The 20,950-nt window shown below is 41.7% G+C and carries 16 protein-coding genes and 2 tRNA genes; 7 read left to right on the top strand and 11 right to left on the bottom strand.

Translation table 11 applies throughout. The features are described from left to right. Nucleotides 1-59 precede the first annotated feature (59 nt). The 3 genes from FTV03_RS01465 (at nt 60) to FTV03_RS01455 (ending at nt 4,264) form a co-directional block, all read left to right on the top strand. Nucleotides 60-2,339: an NADP-dependent malic enzyme gene (locus FTV03_RS01465; protein WP_078192090.1), complete on the top strand. Its 2,280-nt coding sequence runs from the start codon at nt 60-62 to the stop codon at nt 2,337-2,339. An 81-nt stretch (nt 2,340-2,420) separates the two neighbouring features. After that, nucleotides 2,421-3,656 carry a multifunctional CCA addition/repair protein gene (locus FTV03_RS01460; protein ID WP_180039600.1) on the top strand — a complete coding sequence of 412 codons (1,236 nt, stop codon included), beginning with the start codon at nt 2,421-2,423 and terminating at the stop codon, nt 3,654-3,656. A gap of 167 nt (nt 3,657-3,823) precedes the next feature. Then, entirely contained in the window at nt 3,824-4,264 is a 441-nt protein-coding gene (locus FTV03_RS01455) for a GNAT family N-acetyltransferase (protein ID WP_180039598.1), read from the top strand. A 36-nt stretch (nt 4,265-4,300) separates the two neighbouring features. On the opposite strand, the gene epmA is transcribed toward FTV03_RS01455, so the two are convergent. The 6 genes from epmA to greB all read right to left on the bottom strand — a co-directional run bounded on the left by epmA (nt 4,301) and on the right by greB (nt 8,363). Beyond that, a complete protein-coding gene (epmA, locus tag FTV03_RS01450; protein WP_373687937.1) occupies nt 4,301-5,269 on the bottom strand; it encodes an EF-P lysine aminoacylase EpmA in 969 nt (322 codons plus the stop codon). Between the two features lie 5 nt (nt 5,270-5,274). After that, nucleotides 5,275-6,342 carry a 4-phosphoerythronate dehydrogenase gene (locus tag FTV03_RS01445; RefSeq protein WP_180039594.1) on the bottom strand — a complete coding sequence of 356 codons (1,068 nt, stop codon included), beginning with the start codon at nt 6,340-6,342 and terminating at the stop codon, nt 5,275-5,277. Nucleotides 6,343-6,457: 115 nt separating this feature from the next. Further along, the gene (locus tag FTV03_RS01440) at nt 6,458-7,210 is read right to left on the bottom strand and encodes a class II aldolase/adducin family protein (protein WP_180039592.1); all 753 of its coding nucleotides are present in this window, start codon (nt 7,208-7,210) and stop codon (nt 6,458-6,460) included. 164 nt (nt 7,211-7,374) lie between these two features. Beyond that, nucleotides 7,375-7,464: transfer RNA gene (locus FTV03_RS01435), tRNA-Ser, on the bottom strand. Between the two features lie 228 nt (nt 7,465-7,692). Then, a tRNA-Ser gene (locus FTV03_RS01430) sits at nt 7,693-7,782 on the bottom strand. An 86-nt stretch (nt 7,783-7,868) separates the two neighbouring features. Further along, entirely contained in the window at nt 7,869-8,363 is a 495-nt protein-coding gene (gene greB, locus FTV03_RS01425) for a transcription elongation factor GreB (RefSeq protein ID WP_180003371.1), read from the bottom strand. A gap of 365 nt (nt 8,364-8,728) precedes the next feature. Between greB and FTV03_RS01420 the strand changes: the two genes are divergently transcribed. Continuing rightward, on the top strand, nt 8,729-9,841 hold the full coding sequence (locus FTV03_RS01420) for a transglycosylase SLT domain-containing protein (protein ID WP_180008382.1): 1,113 nt from the start codon (nt 8,729-8,731) through the stop codon (nt 9,839-9,841). A gap of 76 nt (nt 9,842-9,917) precedes the next feature. On the opposite strand, the gene FTV03_RS01415 is transcribed toward FTV03_RS01420, so the two are convergent. Further along, nucleotides 9,918-10,301 (bottom strand): SCP2 sterol-binding domain-containing protein, encoded by a 384-nt coding sequence (locus tag FTV03_RS01415; RefSeq protein WP_078190434.1) that lies wholly within the window; start codon nt 10,299-10,301, stop codon nt 9,918-9,920. A 222-nt stretch (nt 10,302-10,523) separates the two neighbouring features. Then, a complete protein-coding gene (gene ttcA / locus FTV03_RS01410; RefSeq protein ID WP_168378304.1) occupies nt 10,524-11,453 on the bottom strand; it encodes a tRNA 2-thiocytidine(32) synthetase TtcA in 930 nt (309 codons plus the stop codon). 500 nt (nt 11,454-11,953) lie between these two features. Here ttcA and FTV03_RS01405 point away from each other — a divergent pair, with 500 nt between their 5' ends. Continuing rightward, on the top strand, nt 11,954-12,817 hold the full coding sequence (locus FTV03_RS01405; protein ID WP_180020710.1) for a lytic transglycosylase domain-containing protein: 864 nt from the start codon (nt 11,954-11,956) through the stop codon (nt 12,815-12,817). Between the two features lie 133 nt (nt 12,818-12,950). Beyond that, nucleotides 12,951-13,856, top strand: coding sequence for a protease HtpX (gene htpX, locus FTV03_RS01400; protein ID WP_078190437.1), 906 nt, complete (start codon nt 12,951-12,953; stop codon nt 13,854-13,856). Between the two features lie 161 nt (nt 13,857-14,017). On the opposite strand, the gene FTV03_RS01395 is transcribed toward htpX, so the two are convergent. The 3 genes from FTV03_RS01395 to FTV03_RS01385 all read right to left on the bottom strand — a co-directional run bounded on the left by FTV03_RS01395 (nt 14,018) and on the right by FTV03_RS01385 (nt 19,366). Continuing rightward, a complete protein-coding gene (locus FTV03_RS01395; protein ID WP_180039590.1) occupies nt 14,018-14,608 on the bottom strand; it encodes a DUF4112 domain-containing protein in 591 nt (196 codons plus the stop codon). Nucleotides 14,609-14,688: 80 nt separating this feature from the next. After that, nucleotides 14,689-16,032, bottom strand: coding sequence for a magnesium transporter (gene mgtE, locus FTV03_RS01390; protein WP_180007504.1), 1,344 nt, complete (start codon nt 16,030-16,032; stop codon nt 14,689-14,691). 232 nt (nt 16,033-16,264) lie between these two features. Continuing rightward, nucleotides 16,265-19,366: a multidrug efflux RND transporter permease subunit gene (locus FTV03_RS01385; RefSeq protein WP_180026671.1), complete on the bottom strand. Its 3,102-nt coding sequence runs from the start codon at nt 19,364-19,366 to the stop codon at nt 16,265-16,267. Between the two features lie 276 nt (nt 19,367-19,642). Between FTV03_RS01385 and FTV03_RS01380 the strand changes: the two genes are divergently transcribed. Then, the gene (locus tag FTV03_RS01380; protein ID WP_180039588.1) at nt 19,643-20,830 is read left to right on the top strand and encodes a glycerophosphodiester phosphodiesterase; all 1,188 of its coding nucleotides are present in this window, start codon (nt 19,643-19,645) and stop codon (nt 20,828-20,830) included. The last annotated feature ends 120 nt before the right edge of the window (nt 20,831-20,950 follow it).

Raw genomic sequence — 20,950 nt, 5'->3', positions numbered from 1 at the left:
GCGGATAAAGCAAGCATTGCAGCTTTATATTGGATAAACAAAACACAATCGAGATACAGATGGACGATCAATCTTTAAAACAGCAGGCTTTGTATTATCACGAATTTCCAACTCCGGGGAAAATCAGCGTTACACCAAGCAAACAATTGGTCAACCAACACGATTTAGCCCTCGCATACTCGCCAGGTGTCGCTGCACCTTGTTTAGAAATTGAACGCGACCCATCTACTGCTGCACTTTACACAGCGCGCGGTAATCTTGTTGCTGTAGTCAGTAACGGTACAGCCGTACTGGGCTTAGGTAACATTGGTCCTTTAGCGTCAAAACCTGTTATGGAAGGTAAAGGCGTTCTATTCAAAAAATTCGCTGGTGTTGATGTTTTTGACATTGAAATTGCTGAAAACGATCCAGACAAAATCGTAGATATCGTTGCAGCATTGGAACCAACTTTCGGTGGTATCAACCTTGAAGACATCAAGGCCCCAGAGTGTTTCTACATCGAGCAAAAACTTCGTGAACGCATGAATATTCCTGTGTTCCATGATGACCAACACGGTACATCAATCATTGTGGGTTCTGCATTACTGAATGCACTTCAACTCAATGGCAAAAAAATTGAAGAAATCAAAATTGTCGCTTCTGGCGCAGGTGCTGCTGCCCTTTCATGTTTGAACTTACTTTGCGCACTTGGCGTGAAAAAAGAAAACATCGTTGTGGCAGATTCACGCGGTTTATTGACGACTAAACGTGAAGGCTTGGATGAGTCGAAAAAGGCATACGTTCAAGACATCGAAGGCTCTCAGCTTGCTGATGTAATGGAAGGTGCGGACATGTTCCTCGGTCTTTCAGCAGCAGGTATTTTGACCAAAGAAATGGTTAAAGTCATGGCGAAAGATCCGATTATCTTTGCCCTTGCTAACCCAGACCCTGAAATTCTTCCTGAACATGCACATGAAGCACGTCCAGACGTGATTATGGCAACTGGTCGTTCAGACTATCCAAACCAAGTGAACAATGCACTTTGCTTCCCTTATATTTTCCGTGGTGCACTAGATGTTGGCGCAACTACGATTAATGAAGAGATGAAGATTGCTTGTGTACATGCGATTGCTCGCATGGCGCATGTCGAAGCTGATGCTGCATCGTATGGTGAAAAATCTGCTTCATTTGGTCGTGATTACCTGATTCCGCGCCCATTAGATCAACGTTTGATTCTTGAAATTGCACCTGCAATTGCACAAGCAGCGATGGATTCTGGTGTTGCAACTCGTCCGATTCAAGACTTCTCTGCATATCGTCAACGTTTATCTGAATTCGTCTACAACTCTGCGTTTATGATGAAACCAATTTTTGCGCAAGCGAAAACTGATCCGAAACGCATTGCATATGCTGAAGGTGAAGATTTACGTGTACTTCGCGCGGTGCAAATTGCTGTTGATGAAGGTTTAGCAAAACCAATTCTTGTCGGTCGTCCTGCAGTCATTGAAGCGAACATCAAGAAATTAGGTCTACGTCTTGAAGACGGCGTGAACATCACTATCGTCGATCAAGAGAAAAACCCTGATTACGATAAGTTTGCTGACGATTACTACAGCATCATGCAACGTAAAGGTGTAACACCTGAATACGCTCAGCGTGAAGCACGTCGTCGCTCTACCCTGATCGCTGCAATGCTGGTTCGTCATGGTGTGGCTGACGGTATGCTATGTGGTACTTATTCTAGCTATGACATTCACTTAGACTTCGTCAGCAATGTGATTGGGCTAAAAGAAGGCCGTAATAACTTCTTCACGCTGAATGCATTAATGCTTGAAGATCGTAACTTGTTTATTGCCGACACTTACATTAACCGTAACCCAACAGCTGAACAGCTTGCTGAAATGACTATTTTAGCGGCTGAAGAAGTCCGCCGTTTTGGTATTACGCCGCGTGTAGCATTGCTTTCTCACTCAAGTTTCGGTTCTGACCAAAATGATCCTAGCGCTCAAAAAATGCGTAAGGTTTATGATATTTTGTCAGAAATTGCACCTGAACTTGAGGTTGAAGGTGAAATGCATGGTGATGCCGCATTGGATGAAAATATTCGTCATTTCGCATACCCGAACTCACGTTTTAAAGGTTCTGCGAACTTGCTGATTATGCCTAATCTGGATGCAGCGAACATTTCGTTCAACTTGTTGAAATCAACTTCAGGTAGTAACGTGACGATTGGCCCAATTCTTTTGGGTGCTGCAAAACCCGTTCATATTTTAACGCCAACAGCGACAACTCGCCGTTTAGTGAATATGACTGCATTGACTGTTGCAGAGATTCAAGAAAACGAAAAATTAGCACTCTAATTTAGTTGACCTGAACACACTTTGTGACTTGAGAAAACCTCTGTTCTGTAGCATGATTGCTCTAAGAATAGAGGTTTTTTCATGCAAGTTTATTTAGTAGGCGGTGCAGTTCGAGATCACTTGCTCGGGCACCCCTATCACGAAAAAGATTATGTCGTTGTCGGTGCAACGCCGGAACAATTACTTGCTCAAGGTTATCAACCTGTGGGTAAAGATTTCCCTGTTTTTCTTCATCCAGAGACCAAAGACGAATATGCCTTAGCCCGTACAGAACGTAAGTCTGGACATGGGTATCATGGCTTTGAATTTTATACCGACGTCAATGTCACACTCGAACAAGATCTCATTCGACGTGACCTCACGATCAATGCGATTGCCATGGATGATGCAGGCCAAATTTATGATCCCTACCATGGTCAACAAGATTTAGAGCGACGCATCCTTCGCCATGTGTCTGATGCCTTCGTCGAAGATCCATTGCGAGTTCTGCGGATTGCACGTTTTGCAGCACGTTATAAAGCTTTAGGTTTTAAAGTGGCTGAAGAAACACTTGCGTTGATGCAAGAGCTTGCCAAATCTGGCGAGCTTGAAGCCCTCACACCTGAACGCGTATGGAAGGAAACATCCCGTGCATTAATGGAAGACCATGCAGATGAATATTTTGAAGTCTTAAGAGCCTGTGGCGCTTTAAAAGTCTTATTCCCTGAAATTGATGCGTTATACGGTATTCCACAGCGTCCTGAATATCATCCTGAAATAGACTGTGGTATTCATACCATGATGTCATTGCAGCAAGCCTGTCGTGCCAATTATTCTTTGGATGTTCGTTTTGCTGTACTTGTACACGACTTGGGCAAAGCACTCACTCCAGTGGATGAGTTACCGCGCCATATCATGCATGAAGAGCGTGGTGTAAAACCCGTTACCGAAGTCTGTGACCGTATGCGTGTTCCCACCAATACCAAACAATTGGCCATCTCCGTGTGTAAAGAGCATTTAAAATGCCATCAAGCCTTAAATTTAAAACCGGGTACATTATGGCGTCTATTACAACGTATGGATGTGCTACGCCGTCCTGAACGCGTAGAGGCCTTTGTACAAGCCTGTGAATGTGATTCACGTGGTCGCTTAGGTTTAGAGGATCGTGCCTATCCACAAGCTCAATACGTTTTAGATGCGATGCAAGTGGTTCGTAATATTAAAGCTGCCGATCTTCCTCCAGATGTATCAGGGCCGGATATTGGTGAAATGCTAATTGAACGACGTATTCAAGCCATTGCGGCACTTAAAACCAGTCAATATGCAGTTGAAGCATAATTAGAGCACCTTCGGGTGCTTTTTTTTACCTTTTCTATATTTTTAAAACTTTAACTTTTGCAATATTTCACCTTGCCCTTTCAGATATAGATAAGCTTTGAAAAATATCAGCATTCACCTTTATGCACTTTTATCTATGCTCTAAGGAAAACCATCGAGCTGACAATATGCATCCCCAAATTCGTCCGTTACAACTCCAAGAAGATCTCCTCGACATTCATCAACTCACACTCCAATTGGGTTATGAAATACCACTAGAGCGACTCCAACAGCAATGGCAGTTGATTCATTTGGATAAGCATTATCAAACCGTGGTGATGACGGCTGATGACCGCGTCATTGGTTATGCAGGTTTTATCCAACAATACAGTTGGGAGTTTGAGGAAGAATTTATTCGGAGTCAGGCTTTTGTCATTGATGCCCGTTACCGCGGTCAAGGTTTAGGGCGACGCTTCATGCAAGCCATTGAGCAAAGCGCTCGGCGACAAGGTCTAAAACGTATTTTACTCAACAGTGGTAATCGTCCTGAACGCTATGCCGCACATGCTTTTTATCAAAATTTAGGGTTTGAAGCCTATAGTTTGGGTTTTACTAAATATTTAAATTGATCGGCCAATTTTACCATCAGCCGACCCAGACATTTTTTAAGAAATATCAGCTGGGAAACTAATGACTTTTTCAAGTTTTAACTGATTCGTTGCCACCATTAGCAATCGATCAATGCCTAAGGCTATACCTGCACACTCACTCATATACGGTAATGCAGCAAGCAAATATTCATCAATCGGCATCACATGCAAGCCAAGTTTAGCGCGCTCTGCATTATCCGCCTCAAAACGACGGCGTAAAACGTCTGCATCAATCAGTTCATCATAAGCATTTGCTAACTCTAAACCTTCGATATATAGCTCAAATCGTGCTGCAACCAATTCACCATCTTCGTCCACACGGGTTTTCGCCAAAGAAGCCATTTCCGGTGGAAAATCTGTAAGGAACACTGGCGTATCAAAACCGAGGCTCGGCTCAACATAATGCGAGAACAATAAATCGATATAGCCTAAACGGTCTTCACCCAGATCTAAGCTTAGCCCCACACGACGACAGCAATCTTTCAGATCTTGTAAAGAAGCTTGTAACGGGTTCAAATCCAAACGATCCATAAAGGCATGCTTATAGCTCAAAATAGTTGGACGAACTTCACCAAAGCGCTGTTTCAAAGTTTCATTCAATAAGTCCGTCACTTCAAACATCAAGTCTTTTAAGCTAAAACCCGGACGGTACCATTCCAACATGGTGAATTCACTGTTGTGTTTACGTCCATGTTCATCATCACGGAAAACTTTACAGATTTGGTAAATAGATCCACTGCCACTTGCCAACAGACGTTTCATGGCAAATTCAGGTGAAGTTTGCAAATAATGCGTGTGCTTTTGACCATTCACATGGCGCTGAGCCTGTACCGATGCTAAATGCACATCGGTGACACCCGCTTGAGAAAGCACAGGTGTTTCCACTTCTAGTACATCACGTGCCGCAAAAAACTGGCGAATTTGAGCATACATCGTGGCACGTGCACGAAGTGCAGTGAGTTCACAACTCGGTTGAAAGTTCATTTGACTCATGCTGCTGGGCCTCCATGTGCAGCCCATTCACGGCGTAAAGGATAGGTTTTACGTAAATAATCAAAGGCTTTTTGATCCACCTTGCCGTCTTTTAGGCAAGCACGTAAGTTGGCATCATCACGAGCGATGTCATAAATATCTTTTAAATAACGCTGTAATACCGTCTTAAAGTCAGCACCCGTAAAATACTGCTCACAGACGGGCAACTGACTTTCAAAAGCTTTATTTATCGGTTGCTTGAAAGTTTGACAAAATGCTTCATAGATCATCTGTGTGCCACGTGCTTTACCTTCCAAGCTATAGCCCGCAATATGTGGTGTCACCACGTAAATTAAATCTAACAACGCTGCTGAAATCTCTGGCTCATGCTCAAAAACGTCTAAGACCACTTTACGCTGTGTCTGTTGAATATCGGCAATTAAGGCAGCTTCTTCGACCACTGGCCCACGCGCGGAATTAATCAAGATCGCAGTTGGCTTCATAGCAGCAAGCGCAGCAGCATTGATTAAATGATAGGTTGGATGTTCACCCTCTTTGGTCAGTGGGACATGGGCACTAATCGCATCTGCACTTTTTAACAGTTCTGCAAATTCAACTTGTTTCACCTGATCAGATTGCACAAATGGATCATAGCCAATGACATTCCAACCGAATAATTCTGCCATGACGGCTAAACGTGAACCAACATTACCTAAACCAACAATGCCCAAGGTAAATTTTTCATTTGCATTCAACAATTCAGGTTTAACATAAAGCAATGCCGTAATCACATATTCAGCAACCGCTTGTGCATTACAACCTGCGGCATTTGACCAAGCAATCCCCTGCTTTTCTAAAGCAGTAATATCTAAATGATCTGTTCCAATCGTAGCACTACCGACAAATTTGAGTGCGGTCTGTTGAATTAAGTCTGCATTTACCTGAGTCACCGATCGTACCAACAATGCATCGGCTTCTTTGACATCTGCATGGGTCAATGTTCGACCTGCCGCTTGCTTTATTTCACCAAATTCGGCAAAAAAATACTCAGTAAATGCCAGATTTTCATCTGCAACGATTTTCATAGTTCATCTCATAGTTCCACTATGAACATGATAACGCGTTGCTCAAGCCATGACTATTCTTCTGCACATAAGGCATAGCGCCTATACTCTATGAGCTAGATGATTGAAAATTATATTATCTGCAATAATCTGACTGCTGATCGTCAATTAAGGACAAGGCCGCCTGCCAAGCCGCTTGAATAATGGGCTCGGCCATCGGATTTTCAAACTGCTGCAACGTATGTTCACAAACCTTCGGACTTGGATAATGCAATGTAGCACTCGACAATGCTTTTACTTGAATTTGACAAGCTCGTTCTAAAAAGTAAATTTCATGAAATGCCCGTGCCACACTATCACCAGTCGCAAGCAAACCGTGATTACGTAAAATCATACAGCGATAATGCCTCATATCCTGTACCAATCTTTCACGCTCTTCAGTTGAAAAGGCTATGCCCTCATATTCATGATAAGCAATGTTCTGATAGAACTTTAACGCATGTTGTGAGATTGGCAATAATCCATGTTCCTGTGCAGAAACTGCCACGCCATCCGCAGTATGCGTATGAATCACGCAATTAATATTTGCACGCGCATGATGTAAGGCAGAATGAATCACAAAGCCTGCTACATTCACCATCTTCCCTGCATCATAGGTTTCAACAATTTTACCTTCATGATCAATTTTGACCAAATCCGAAGCCGTCATTTTGTCAAAGGTCACACCATAGCGATTAATCAGAAAATGATCTGGTTCATGACTTAAACGCAGGCTGATATGGGTATCAATTAAGTCGGTCATTTTATAATAAGCCACCAAGCGATACAGTGCCGCCAATTGACAACGCGCTTGCCATTCCAGTTCATGAATAAGCTCTGGTTTCTGCATGGATGAATTCCTTTTCTAAATCGATTGATCTTGTTTTCTGTTTATTGTGAATAATTAATAGCATGTCATATCCATGCTGTATATCAGCTTCGCCTGTCGAAAAAATAATTCAAAAATTTTAGGCAAAAAAAACCCCAATGTAAAACATTGGGGTTTTTTGAATATGGCGGAAGCGGTGAGATTCGAACTCACGGAGGACTCGCGCCCTCGTCGGTTTTCAAGACCGGTGCATTAAACCGCTCTGCCACGCTTCCATGGCCGCTATCATATAAATAAAAATTCAGATTGGCAAATTATTTTGCCTTATTTTGAACACTTGGCGAATCGTTCAGACAAAATTTAGGCGATTGTAAAATTTTGGCTTAGAGCTGAAAAACAGATGCTCAATCAATATATACTAACTTAAGATCATAGCTAATTACATTGCCTCAATTTACGCATATAAAAAAACCCTGATGTTAAAACATCAGGGTTTTTGAATTTGGCGGAAGCGGTGAGATTCGAACTCACGGAGGACTCGCGCCCTCGTCGGTTTTCAAGACCGGTGCATTAAACCGCTCTGCCACGCTTCCATGGCCGCCATCATATAAATAAATTTCAGCAATGGCAAATTATTTTGTAAAAAACACGTCCAATTGAACAAAATAAGAGCAGTTTGTTATTTTTCAGTACTTTCGCCCATTTCATAACGAATTGAATTGATATACCAACATTTTTTTCCCAGTGGGGTCAGGACTTCGACCTCATCATCCACTTGCTTGGACAGGAGTGCTCGAGCCATAGGTGAATCAATTGAGATATGCTGTGGATGATGATCATAAATTTCATCTACCCCCACGATCCTTAACGTTTTTTGTTCGCCTTCATCATTTTCAATATCGACCCACGCCCCAAAATAGACTTTCCCTTTTTGTTCGGGTGAATAATCGATAATACGTAGCTCCTCCAAACGTTTTCCCAAATAGCGTACACGTCGGTCAATTTTGCGTAACAATTGCTTATTATATTGATAATCCGCGTTTTCCGAACGGTCGCCAAGACTGGCCGCCCAGTTCACTTTTTTGGTAATTTCAGGTCGTTCTTCATGCCATAAATGTTGAAGTTCAGCGACCAATAAATCGTGTCCACCACGGGTAATTAAGTTAGATTTCATGATGATTTTTCGGCCTTGAGCAAGCGCTGATTTTTACAAAACATGCCTATTTTATCCTCCATTTCTACACAGGCAAAGTATATAAAATTTATTCGTAAACAAAATCAATTATTTATGTTACATATTTTAATATTTTTTCGTACAAAATTTGACAAGTATTTTTTTGCTTATTATTATGCGCACATCTTTTAGGCTTGTTTAATTTTTATCCAGTGTAGATTTTCTACACATTTCCCGAAAACCCCTAGTCATTTTTGAATGACGTCATGACTGCCCAACCCTTATTGAATTTATCAAACTTGAAAAAGTCTGAGGCGTGTTTGCCTTTGCTTTTTAGGGCATAAATTACTTGTAGCGGAGACAACATGCACAGTAGTTCAACTTCTGGGTCGAGGCTTTGCCTTAACTCTTTTAACTCTCTCCCATTTAAAGCGCTTGCACTCAGTACTGTCTTAATTCCTTTTCACAGTATTAATGCCAGCAAAACAGCTCATCAATATGATGCTGTCGTCAACAGTAATAAACTCACTGTTGTTGCCGTTGCCAATCCTGATATTGTTTTTCAGGATGGTAAACATCGACATGGTTTTGGTTACGACCTTGCACGTAACTATGCAGAAAGTTTAAATGTCCAATTAGATTTTAAAACAGTGAATGACAATGCCACTGCTTTAAAAATGGTTGCCAAAGGTCAAGCCAATTTTGCTATGACCACTGCCGAAATGAGTACCATTGAAGCCAAGCATTTGACGTCATTTTCAGCCAGTTGTGGTGATACCGTTTCTTTAAAAAAGAATGGTTTAAACAGCAACTTAAACTGGGTATTTAAAAATGCAGATGATCCACTAAGCCAAACCGCGAGTGGTTTTATTTGCCGTGCCAAACAAAATGGCGCAATTGGACAGTTGGCTTCGTTCTACAACCGTAATGTAGTCAAACAAGATTCTTGGAATGTGATTCAACGTGATTTAAGTAAACGTATGCCGATCTATAAGGCAAGTTTTAAAAACACAGCCAAGCAATACGATCTAGACTGGCATTTATTGGCAGCGATTGGTTATCAAGAGTCTTACCTCAAACCTGACTCGGTATCCCCAACGGGTGTTCGTGGCATTATGATGCTGACCAACAGTACAGCAAAAGCCATGGGTGTGAGCAACCGTACAGATGCGACTCAAAGCATTCAAGGTGGTGCAAAGTACTATGACCAAATGTTAAACCGTTATAGTAACATTCCATACCCAGATCGTAATTGGTATGCCTTAGTGGCTTATAACATGGGTCCTGGTGCTGTAAGTCAGATTCAAAAGCGCATCCAATCTCAGGGTAAAAACCCAAATAAGTGGGTGAATTTATATGCTTATCTAGACCGTAACAAGGCCAGCAATGGTCGTTATCGTCAAGCTGTGCAATATGTCACGCGTATTCGTGCTTATTTGGAACATATTAAAACCACACCTCAACTGGTGAATATCTAATATACATCCACCTAACATTTACATGTGAGCGCACAAAAAAAAGCTTACCTTCGGGTAAGCTTTTTTCGTTTTAGACTTAAGCAGTTTGCTCAAGTACTTTTTTGAATAAATCTTTTTGTTCAGTACTTGGTTTTGCTGTTTGCAATGCCATCAATTGTGACATATCACCTTGTACTTTTATTTTGCCTGTCATAAACGCTTGCATCGCTGCAGCCATATCAAACTCAAGAAATACTTTACGTAACGTTTCAGCATCCATGTTCAACGTTGTTTTCGCGTTTGAAGATAAACCTTTTTTAATTGCACCACCGTCTAATGACAATTCAGTATTGCCTGCAGCGTCAGCAACTACAAGGTTAATTGCAAGATTAGCCAATGCAGGTGGTAAGTTTAAATCACCAGCTTGAGCTGTCAGAGTTTCTACAGTTGAAAACCAATCATCAGTTAAAAAAGCAGGCATGATCTTTCCTCAATTTATTTTGTTCGTGTGTGTTGCCGTTCCGGACAACATCAGTGCAAGCATATTTTGCTTGAGGCTTGTTATAGCATGATCATTTGCGAAAAGGCTAAAGTTTTTTGTACGCACCGTTCAATATTTAACTGTTTAACAACAAAATGAGAAAAATCATAAGCATAAAAAAGGCATTCCGTAGAATGCCTTTTGCGTGATGAAGTTTTCGGCTTAATCTGCCATAAAACCTAAGTTCACCATATTAATGCGTTTGCTTTCAGGCTCACCTTCTTCAGTTGAACAACTTTCGCTATTTTTGAAGTCAAATTCGCGTTGTTCATCCAAGGCTTCAAAGTCGAATAACTCACGGTCTGCCAGTTGTGAAGGCGATACATTTTGCAATGCGCCAAAAATACTGTGTAAACGTTTTGGAAATTCTTTATCCCAAGTACGCAGCATGTCATTTAGCATCGCACGTTGTAAGTTTTCCTGTGAACCACACAAGTTACATGGGATAATTGGGAACTTACGCATTTCTGCATACTTGATAATGTCTTTTTCTTCCACATAAGCCAGTGGACGAATCAAAATGTTCTTTTTATCAGAAGACAATAATTTCGGTGGCATGGCTTTTAAGCTACCGCCATGGAACAAGTTCAAGAAGAACGTCGCCAAAATATCATCACGATGATGACCTAAAGCCACTTTCGTCGCCCCAATTTCTTGAGCAAAGCCGTATAACGAACCACGACGTAAACGTGAGCATACTGCACAATACGTTTTACCTTCTGGGGTTAAACGTTTAGTAATGCTGTAGGTATCTTTTTCTAAGATGTAATACGGAATTTTGTTTTCTTCTAAATAACGTGGCAATACTTCTTCAGGGAAACCCGGTTGTTTTTGGTCAAGGTTGACTGCAACCACATCAAAATTAATCGGTGCGATACGCTTAAACTGCAACAAAATGTCGAGCAAGGTATAACTGTCTTTACCGCCTGAAATACAGACCATCACCTTGTCACCCTCTTCGATCATTTTAAAATCACGAATGGCATGACCGACCTGACGGCGTAGCTTTTTCAATAAACGATAATACGCAGAGCTAGTTGGTAGTTCTGGTTTGAAATTAAATCCTTGTTCGGACTCAACTGGCGAGAACATAGACGAGTTAAACCTAAAAAAAAATACCGCGCAATTTTATCCGATTCGCAGACTTCTCGCATCAAAAGAATGTAATTTCCGAAAAAACTAAAAATACTGTCATGATCACGTCATCCTCAGCGCATTATTTTATACGGTCGAGTTCATTTTTTAGGCGAAACGCTTATCTTTTGGACTTTTCCACAGTTGTCCACAAAAGCTGTGGATAACTTTGTGGATTTTAAATGACTTGACAAGGTGAGCTGCCCTTATTTTAAGGCTTCTATTTAAATTGATCATTTTTTGATCAATTTATTATTACTTATTTATCAATACTTTATATGTGTCAAGTTATGCTCATTAAAAAAAAATAAATATTTTTTTTGATTATTGAATCATCAAAATGACTTGATTTTTACAAAGTAAAGAAGAAATCAGCCCTCGAAGCCTTTTCATCTGATTTTTTTTTGATAAACTCTATTTTAACTGTTTGGGGACAGAATTTTTTTCTTCACAATAAAATGAAAAACAATACTTGGACTTTGGGGCTGTTATTAAGTGGAAGTGTGGCTATCAGTTTAGCTGCACCGAGCATTTTTGCCGGCCAAACGATCTATCAATTACGTGAAAGTAACGGCACAACGCTACTAACCAATAAACAAGGCCGCTATAGCAATCTGAAAGTCGAGAAAAAAACCTACTATCCGGACAGTAATATCCATAGTTATAGTAACTGGGGCTCAAATGAAGCGTCTGTGTTGCCAAGCTATAGCCGTAATAAAAATGCCTTTGACAATATTATTAAACAAGCCGCGGCCCAACATGGTGTTTCCGAAGGTCTGATCAAAGCGGTGATGCATACCGAATCTGGTTTTAACACCAATGCACGCTCACCAGTCGGTGCGCAAGGATTAATGCAACTCATGCCTGCCACAGCACGTCGCTTCAATGTATCGAATGCCTACGATCCACATCAGAACATTATGGCTGGTGCGCGCTATTTATCTTGGCTACTGAAACGTTTTAATGGCAACACCTCACTTGCCTTAGCTGGTTATAACGCAGGTGAAGGCAATGTCGCAAAATATGGTGGCATCCCACCTTTTCGTGAAACTCAAGACTATGTCCGCCGTGTCACTAGCCGCTACAGCAACCTATATGCTGGTAGTTTAAGTGTCTCGGGTTCGAGCAGTTCAAATAGCACTTCTAATAGTGGTCGGATTATTGCCAGTTCGGACAATTATCATGCTGCTGCCCCTGCTGTTGCCAAGTCACCGGCACGTCAAATTATTCAAACGGACAATGGTAGTTTTACCGATGCACCTTCAGGTTCATTTGCGACAGCAAATGCTTCTGCCTCAGCGCGCATTTATCTCAATGAATAAAATCACTGATTTTGTAAAATTGCATCTGTTTTACTAATTTTTCCTTGAAATTTTAAGACTTTCACCTCATATTGAGTTTAATGATTTTTATTTGTAAATCAGATCATTTTTCTATAATAAGAGGATTTACCCAATGATGCGGATTGGTTTGTTCTTGCTGACCAACCTCGCGGTACTGGTTGTAGCTGGCATAATCTTGTCACTCTTCGGTGTCGGTAGTTACCACGGTGCAGGCGGCTTAAACTTAGGCAACTTGCTCGTTATCTGTTTTGTGTTCGGTATGGTGGGTTCGATGATCTCACTATTCATGTCAAAATGGATGGCGAAAAAAACCACGGGTACAGAGCTGATTGACCCTAATGCACCACGTAGCCAAGCTGAAGCATGGTTACTCAACGAAGTTGCGCAACTAGCACAACGTTCTGGTATCAAAATGCCAGAAGTGGGTATTTTCCCATCGTACCAGTCAAATGCCTTTGCAACAGGCTGGAACAAAAATGATGCTTTAGTGGCGGTTTCTACCGGTCTACTGGAGCGTATGAACAAAGATGAACTCCGTGCCGTACTCGCTCACGAAATTGGTCACGTAGCCAATGGTGACATGGTGACCCTTGCTTTGGTGCAAGGTGTAGTCAACGCCTTTGTGATGTTCTTTGCGCGTGTAGCAGGTGACTTCATTGACCGTAATGTTTTTGGTCGTGAAGATGGTGAAGCACCGGGTATCGCATATTTTGTCATTACGATTGTATTAGATATTGTTTTTGGTATCGCAGCGTCTGCCATTGTGATGTGGTTCTCTCGCTACCGTGAATACCGTGCCGATGAAGCTGGTGCGCGTTTAGCAGGTAAACAAGCGATGATTTCTGCCCTGTTACGTTTACAAGCAGAATCTGAAATGCCAGATCAAATGCCAAAAGAAATGAAAGCCTTTGCAATTTCTGCGGGTCAAGAACAAGGTTTCAGCTTAGCTGCATTGTTCCAAACACACCCAACGATTGAACAACGTGTTGCGGCATTACAACAATTAGATTGCCCATAATCGAGCATCTAATGTATGTCGTAAAAAAGCCTCCCTATGGAGGCTTTTTTAAGTCTAATTTTTTCCGAACATTTACTGTCTTATCAATAATCTTTCAGTTGAACGATCTTTCAATTGAATAGCCTTTCATTGATCGCGCTCAAGCAACAGTGCATTTCTCTCTACAATACCCCATTGGCCTTTAACCATTGCCAAAGCAATGAACCGCCCATATAAATTGCAAAGATAAACACCAATAAGAAAATCATCCCGAGTATATCTGGGATATGGATCCATAACCATGCAATCACAGGGTTGCGCCAAAAAGCAGATTGCTGTTGTTTCTGTTCTAATTTTTCATGTAAAAACGGATGTACCACATGTTGATCTGTACTGATTTGATATTCTTCACGAATGTGCGTATGTACAACATCTAAAGCTTTACGGCTCGGTCGAATAAACACATCAAAGATCGTCCCTGCAACAGGAATAAACCCCACGACAGCATCTATAACTGCGAGTTTCATCACACCATTTAATTTGGCTTGTGGTACGCCAATCTGTTTGGCTTTATAGACGGCATAACAGGTCAAGACAAATCCTGCGATATCACCAGCTACGGGAATGGTACTCAACGCTGCGTCCGCACCTACCCCTTGTCGAGTAAATGGAATCCGAACCACGGAGTCCATCATATTGGCAAACTTTGCGAGATCGCGTTCAAGACGAATGACTTCTTGCTTTGACATTTTTTGTTTTAATGGTTCAGTCATGTTTTATCCAATAAAAACCGTGTAAATCACTGAGATTAAAACATATTAGAAGTCTTCAATCTGTAGCAAAATGCTAATCTCTATAAATTGAGCAATTGTGAAGCAATCATCAAATACACCACCACGCCTGTCGCATCACAAATCGAGGTTACCAAGGGTGCAGAAGCACTTGCAGGATCGAGCTTTAACTTGTTGAGTACAAAGGGCAAACTCATGCCAATTAAACAACCGAGCAATACGATACCCATCATACTTAAAGCCAAGACCAAGGCGACGGTTGCATCACCACGATAGTAGCCTAGAATTGATACAGCAATGGCCATGGTTCCACCGAGGCAAAGCGCGACGAGCGTCTCCCGTCCCAACAAATAAAACCAATCTCGAATTTTTACATCCCCAGTGGCAAGCGCTCGCACCATTAAGGTCGCAGACTGTGAACCCGCATTGCCTCCACTTCCGACCAGTAAGGGTAAGAAAAAAACCAAGACGATATGTGCTGCAATGATGTCTTCATAATAGGAAATACCTAAACCGGACAATAAACTGCCAAAGACCAATATCACCAACCAGAACACCCGCTTTTGGTACAATTTTAAAATCGGTGCTTTATTAATGCTCATACCTGGTTCAGTACTCACCGCACTGGCTTTTAAAAAGTCTTCAGTGGTTTCAGCCTGTACCACATCCATCGCATCATCATAGGTGACAATCCCCATCAAACGCTGAGCATGATCCACAATCGGCAAGGCCATAAAATCATATTCTGCCAATTTTCGAGCAATACTTTCTTGGTCTTCATCTATCCAGCCGGTCACCACATCTTTGGTCATCACCTGTTGAATCCGTGCATCACGATCGGCCTGCAAAATTTGCCGCAGTGAAATCACCCCTTCTAATTGAGACTGATCATTGGTGACATAAATTAAATACAGGGTTTCACGGTCATGCGGTTCATGGCGTAAGGCCTCTATAGCTTGTTGCATGGTAAAGTCAGCAGGCATACTGACATAGTCTGAACTCATGATTGCACCTGCAGACTCTTCTGCATATGCAGATAACGCCTTTAGATGCTCTTGGGTATCTTGATCAAGTTGTTGATAAATCCGATCTTGTTCTGCATCAGTTAAACTTTTATATAAGTCCGTTGCATCATCAGAATGCATATCATCAAATAGTTCAATTTGTAGACGCAGTGGATAACGTGAAATCAGCTGTCGCTGTGACTCAAAAGGGAAAAACTCAAATACCAAGCCTTGATGGTCTAAACCTGAAAGTAACTCGATTTGATCTTCGATTGGAAATTGCTGAATTAAACGAGCCTGATCAGCGTAGTTCAGAGGCTGTAAAGCGAAAACTGCTGCTGCATAATTTTGTTGTTGCAGCAAAGCGGAAATTTCACGCTGTCTTTGTATTAAATCCGCCATTCAACTCACTCTTATTTTAATCTTTCTATGTAGTGCACATTTTGAAGGATAAACTAAAGAGTTTCAAATCTCTTCAATATGTTCTCGGTGAACGTTCTTTGCGAAAATTCTCTGTGAACATTCCCTGTCGAAAGTTTGGTGACATAAATTTGGCGACATAAAAAGCCACCGCGATGTACTCAAGCTTTCACGGTGGCTTTTACTAGAGCTATACACTGTGCGTGAATTATTTCTAAGTTTCAGACACCGGCTTGATTTTAAAAATAGATCGGACCATCACATACATAAACGGAATAAAAATCAGCACCAAGACCGTACCGAATATTACCCCACCGAGTACGCTTACCCCAATCTCTTGACGACTGGCTGCACCTGCGCCAAAAGCAAGAACTAAAGGAACCACCCCTGCACCAAAAGCCAAAGAGGTCATCAAAATAGGACGTAAACGTAGTGCTGCGCCTTCCATTGCAGCCTCGATTACATGTTTGCCTTTTTCTTGTGCCATCGCTGCAAACTCTACAAGCAAGATCGCATTTTTACAGGACAGACCGATGGTCGTCAGCAAGGCAATTTGGAAATAGATGTCATTTGGAAAACCGGTCATGTAGCTAAACAAAATATTACCGCCTATCCCGAGTGGAATCGCACTCATGACTGCGGTCGGAATGCTCCAACTTTCATATAGGGCGGCAAGACAGAGGAAAATAAATCCAATCGAGACCAAATATAGCCAAATCGCTTGATGACTTGATTTTTGCTCTTCAAAAGATAAACCACTCCATGCCACATCCACGCCAGGCACCTGATCGACTAAAGCTTTAACATCCTGCATGGCTTGGCCACTTGAGACATTTTTGGCTGTATCCGCTTCCATTTGTAATGCGGTGTAGCCCATAAAGCGATTGACGACTTCAGGGCCGCCACTCCAGCCAATGGTTGAAAAATTACTAAATGGAATCATTTCATTTTGGTCATTACGTACATGCCAATAAGCCAAATCTTCTGGTTTAGAACGGAATTCGGCATCTGCCTGCATCATGACGCGTTTAATACGTCCACGGTCAATGAAATCGTTAATATAACTCCCGCCCCATGCACTACTCATGGTGCTATTAATCGCATTTTGCGTTAAACCCATAGCCATCGCTTGTTTTTGATCAATATCAACTTTCAGTTCAGCTTTGTCTGGGTTAGAGCGTTTGTCTAAATTTTCGAAACTACTGAATTGTGCGGATTTCTCTTGCAGGCTTTTAAATTGCTCATCGAGATAAGCACGACCCTCACCATTCATATCTCGCAGCCAAAACTCCAGACCATCGGTTTGCCCAAGACCGCTGACTGAAGACGGCATGCTGACATTGATTTGTGCATTGTTGAACTTTTTAAAATGTTTCATAGCACGTTCACGAATCGCTTGCGCTGAATTGTATTGTCCTGAACGTTCATCCCAATGCTTCAGTGCAATAAAGCCTTGCCCTAAGTTTTGACCCGTACCAGAAAAATTTCGTCCATAACGAATCATCACCAAATCAATATTTTGCTTTTCTTCAGTCAAAAAGTACTGCCGAATTTGTTCACCGATCTCACGACTTTTCGACATCGGTGCACCTTCTTGTAATTTAAGTTGCACACTCAAAATGCCCTGGTCTTCACTAGGAATAAAACTGGTCGGCAAAGCACGATAAAACAAAGCAAATACCGTAATGAGCCCCGCAAACAAAACCACCGTCCATAAGCGATAACGAACCGTGGCTTGTGCAAGTGCTAGATATTTGGTTTTTAAAGTCTCTAATTTGGTGTTAAACCAAATCGCCCAGCGCTGTGGTTTCGGATTGGGTTTTAAAATTAAGGCACATAATGCAGGGGTTAAAATCAGCGCAACCATCAGTGACAAGCCCATTGCAGCCACGAGTGTGATGGAAAATTGTCTATAGATCACGCCCGTTGAGCCACCAAAGAACGCCATGGGAATAAATACAGCGGTCAATACCAAAGTAATCCCGATTAATGCCCCGCTAATTTCATGCATCGACTCGATGGCCGCTTGTTTTGCTGTTAACTGTTGTTCATGCATTAAACGTTCGACGTTTTCCACCACAACAATCGCATCATCGACCAACAGACCGATGGCCAGTACCAATGCAAACAATGTGAGCGTATTAATGGTCATGCCCAAAGCATATAAAATCGCTAAAGTCCCAAGAATCACCACAGGCACCGTAATCGCAGGTATCAGCGTTGCTCGCCAATTTTGTAAGAAGATAAACATCACCAAAACCACCAGTAAAACGGCTTCGAATAACGTTTTCACCACTTCTTTAATCGATTCTTGTACAAATGGCGTGTTATCCCGTGGATAAACGATTTTATAACCGGCAGGTAATTGCTTCGCTAACTGTTCAATTTCTTGCTTAATTAAGGCTGAGGTTTCAAGTGCATTTGCCCCAGAAGCCAATGAGATCCCCATCCCTGAAGATGGATACCCGTTAATGGTATTAACCCCTGAATAATTTTCCGCACCCAATTCAACACGTGCAACGTCTTTTAAATAGACAAAACTGCCGTTTCGTGCAGATTTGACAATAATATTTTCAAATTCTTCAACTGACTTTAAACGTGAACCTGAAGTGACTTTTGCATTGAGATATTGATCCGATACACTCGGTAATTCACCTACGGCTCCGGCTGCAACCTGCGTATTTTGTGATTCAACAGCCGCACGGATATCACTGGGCATAAGGCTATATTGCTTTAACTTCAGTGGGTTGAGCCAAATGCGCATGGCAAATTGCGAACCAAAAACATCGACTTCACCGATGCCCTCAATTCGAGCAATGTCCTGTTCTAGATGCGTCATCATATAGTCACCAAGTTCGATATTCGAACTCTTGCCAGTCTCATCATAGAGGCCAATAACCATATGGGTATCACCCAAAGATTTATAGACATTTACCCCTTGGCGCTGCACATCTTCAGGCAGCCGATTGATTACCCCATTTATGGCATTTTGTACTTGTACTTGAGCGGTATCTGGGTCGGTACCATTTTCAAAACTGATACTGATCCGGCTTCGACCTGAAGAGTCGCTGCTTGAACTAAAATATAAAAGATGATCAATTCCTTTAATTTGTTGCTCAAGTACTTGTGTGACACTTTCCTCAACTGTTTCTGCTGACGCACCGCTATAACTTGCGCTGACGGTAATTCGTGGAGGTGCAATATCTGGATAGCGCTCTACGGGTAAATTGAGGACAGCAAATAGCCCGAGCGCCATGACGATGATCGCCAAGACACCTGCAAAAATCGGTCGATAAATAAAAAACTTAGACAGCATCAGTCCATGTCACTTTTCAATTAATGAAATAAAATATGTTGATTGATTTTTTCAAAAAATCTTATTGATAATCAATCACAATGTGCTTGATTACAAGCCTAGACTACATAAAAACCTTGCTTGAAGCGAAATATGTAGAAAATATGGAGAGCCTCCACTTCAGCTATTTTAGTAAATTTATGTGACAAAACCGCCTCTGTCATGAAGTCTTAGCCACTGCCCTGCAATGTATGCCTGCAACTTCATTCATTTAAATAAAAAGATGCCGAGGCAGCCATGCAAAAACAATTAACAAAACAGTTAAATCTAGCCATAACAAGCAAAGTGAAATCCTCATGGGGCGTGTCTTCACTGCTCCTTTTTAGCGTTTTTGGTTTATCTGCATGTAATTCGGATGACGATAAAACCCATGTCACCAAGCCCCCTATTTTGCCTGATACAGGTTTTGTCATTGTTGGGCATCGTGGTGCCAGTGCTTTGCGACCCGAGCATACCCTTGCCGCATATCAAAAAGCGATTGATGATGGTGCGGATTTTATCGAACCCGATTTAGTACCAACCAAGGATGGCTATCTGGTTGCGCGCCATGAAAGTGAAATTTCAGGGACAACCAATATTAGTACGCTGTCACAATTTGCGGATCGAAAAACCACCAAAAAAATCGATGGTATCGACTATACAGGATGGTTTACGGAAGACTTTAGTTTGAATGAACTGACTCAAAATGTAAAAGCACGTGAGCGTATTGCTCAATATCGCCCTAATAACACTCAATATAATGATCAATACAGCATCCCAACGCTCGAACAAATCATTGAACTTGCCGACGCTCATTATAAAAAAACTGGGAAAATTGTTGGTTTATATATTGAAACCAAGCATCCAACATTTTTCCAACAGCAAAATCTAGCCATGGAAGATCGCTTACTCACAACGCTTGCCAAATACAGTTATACACGTGATATCGCACCTGTATATTTACAGTCCTTTGAAACCACCAATCTGAAGTACTTACGTGATCAACTCACGCAAAAGAAAACCCTCAAACATGGCAAAATTATTCAATTATTAGATAGCCCAACTGCCATACCGGGTGACTTACAGCAACAAAGCTCACCTCAACATTATGCAAGCTTAGCAACAGCAGAAGGCCTAAAATCAGTTGCAAAATATGCAGATGGTGTAGGCCCAAGTAAAACGTATATCTTTTCAAACACTGAATTTAAACAAACCAATTTTGTCAAAGATGCCCATGCTGCTGGTTTGAAAGTCCATCCTTATACGCTCAGACCTGAAAATGGTTTTTTACCTGACTATTTAAAATGTAACTCAGTGGCGACCGAACGTTGTGATACAGGTGCGGCTAAAGAATTTGAAAACTTCTATAAAGCTGGTGTAGATGGTGTATTTGCCGATGATCCAGGACTGGCACGTAAAACCTTAACGCAACTGCAAAAGCCCTAATTTTCCTAAAATGAAAAAAGACGCCGAGGCGTCTTTTTTATTGTTCAATGGAAACCTTAAAGCGGGTTTGCCAAATATTCTGCGGCTGACTGCGTTGCCACTGGCTGAGGTGCTGGAGCT

The sequence above is a fragment of the Acinetobacter sp. YH12218 genome, assembly GCF_013417925.1.
GTDB lineage: Bacteria > Pseudomonadota > Gammaproteobacteria > Pseudomonadales > Moraxellaceae > Acinetobacter > Acinetobacter amyesii.
The sequence above is the reverse complement of the archived record's forward strand: the minus strand, read 5'-3'. Positions and strand labels throughout refer to the sequence as shown.

Bases quoted from the DNA above. Each gene is read 5' to 3' on its own strand.
- FTV03_RS01465 (WP_078192090.1), top strand. From the start codon at position 60: ATGGACGATCAATCTTTAAAACAGCAGGCTTTGTATTATCACGAATTT.
- FTV03_RS01460 (WP_180039600.1), top strand. From the start codon at position 2,421: ATGCAAGTTTATTTAGTAGGCGGTGCAGTTCGAGATCACTTGCTCGGG.
- FTV03_RS01455 (WP_180039598.1), top strand. From the start codon at position 3,824: ATGCATCCCCAAATTCGTCCGTTACAACTCCAAGAAGATCTCCTCGAC.
- epmA (WP_373687937.1), bottom strand. From the start codon at position 5,269: ATGAACTTTCAACCGAGTTGTGAACTCACTGCACTTCGTGCACGTGCC.
- FTV03_RS01445 (WP_180039594.1), bottom strand. From the start codon at position 6,342: ATGAAAATCGTTGCAGATGAAAATCTGGCATTTACTGAGTATTTTTTT.
- FTV03_RS01440 (WP_180039592.1), bottom strand. From the start codon at position 7,210: ATGCAGAAACCAGAGCTTATTCATGAACTGGAATGGCAAGCGCGTTGT.
- greB (WP_180003371.1), bottom strand. From the start codon at position 8,363: ATGAAATCTAACTTAATTACCCGTGGTGGACACGATTTATTGGTCGCT.
- FTV03_RS01420 (WP_180008382.1), top strand. From the start codon at position 8,729: ATGCACAGTAGTTCAACTTCTGGGTCGAGGCTTTGCCTTAACTCTTTT.
- FTV03_RS01415 (WP_078190434.1), bottom strand. From the start codon at position 10,301: ATGCCTGCTTTTTTAACTGATGATTGGTTTTCAACTGTAGAAACTCTG.
- ttcA (WP_168378304.1), bottom strand. From the start codon at position 11,453: ATGTTCTCGCCAGTTGAGTCCGAACAAGGATTTAATTTCAAACCAGAA.
- FTV03_RS01405 (WP_180020710.1), top strand. From the start codon at position 11,954: ATGAAAAACAATACTTGGACTTTGGGGCTGTTATTAAGTGGAAGTGTG.
- htpX (WP_078190437.1), top strand. From the start codon at position 12,951: ATGATGCGGATTGGTTTGTTCTTGCTGACCAACCTCGCGGTACTGGTT.
- FTV03_RS01395 (WP_180039590.1), bottom strand. From the start codon at position 14,608: ATGACTGAACCATTAAAACAAAAAATGTCAAAGCAAGAAGTCATTCGT.
- mgtE (WP_180007504.1), bottom strand. From the start codon at position 16,032: ATGGCGGATTTAATACAAAGACAGCGTGAAATTTCCGCTTTGCTGCAA.
- FTV03_RS01385 (WP_180026671.1), bottom strand. From the start codon at position 19,366: ATGCTGTCTAAGTTTTTTATTTATCGACCGATTTTTGCAGGTGTCTTG.
- FTV03_RS01380 (WP_180039588.1), top strand. From the start codon at position 19,643: ATGCAAAAACAATTAACAAAACAGTTAAATCTAGCCATAACAAGCAAA.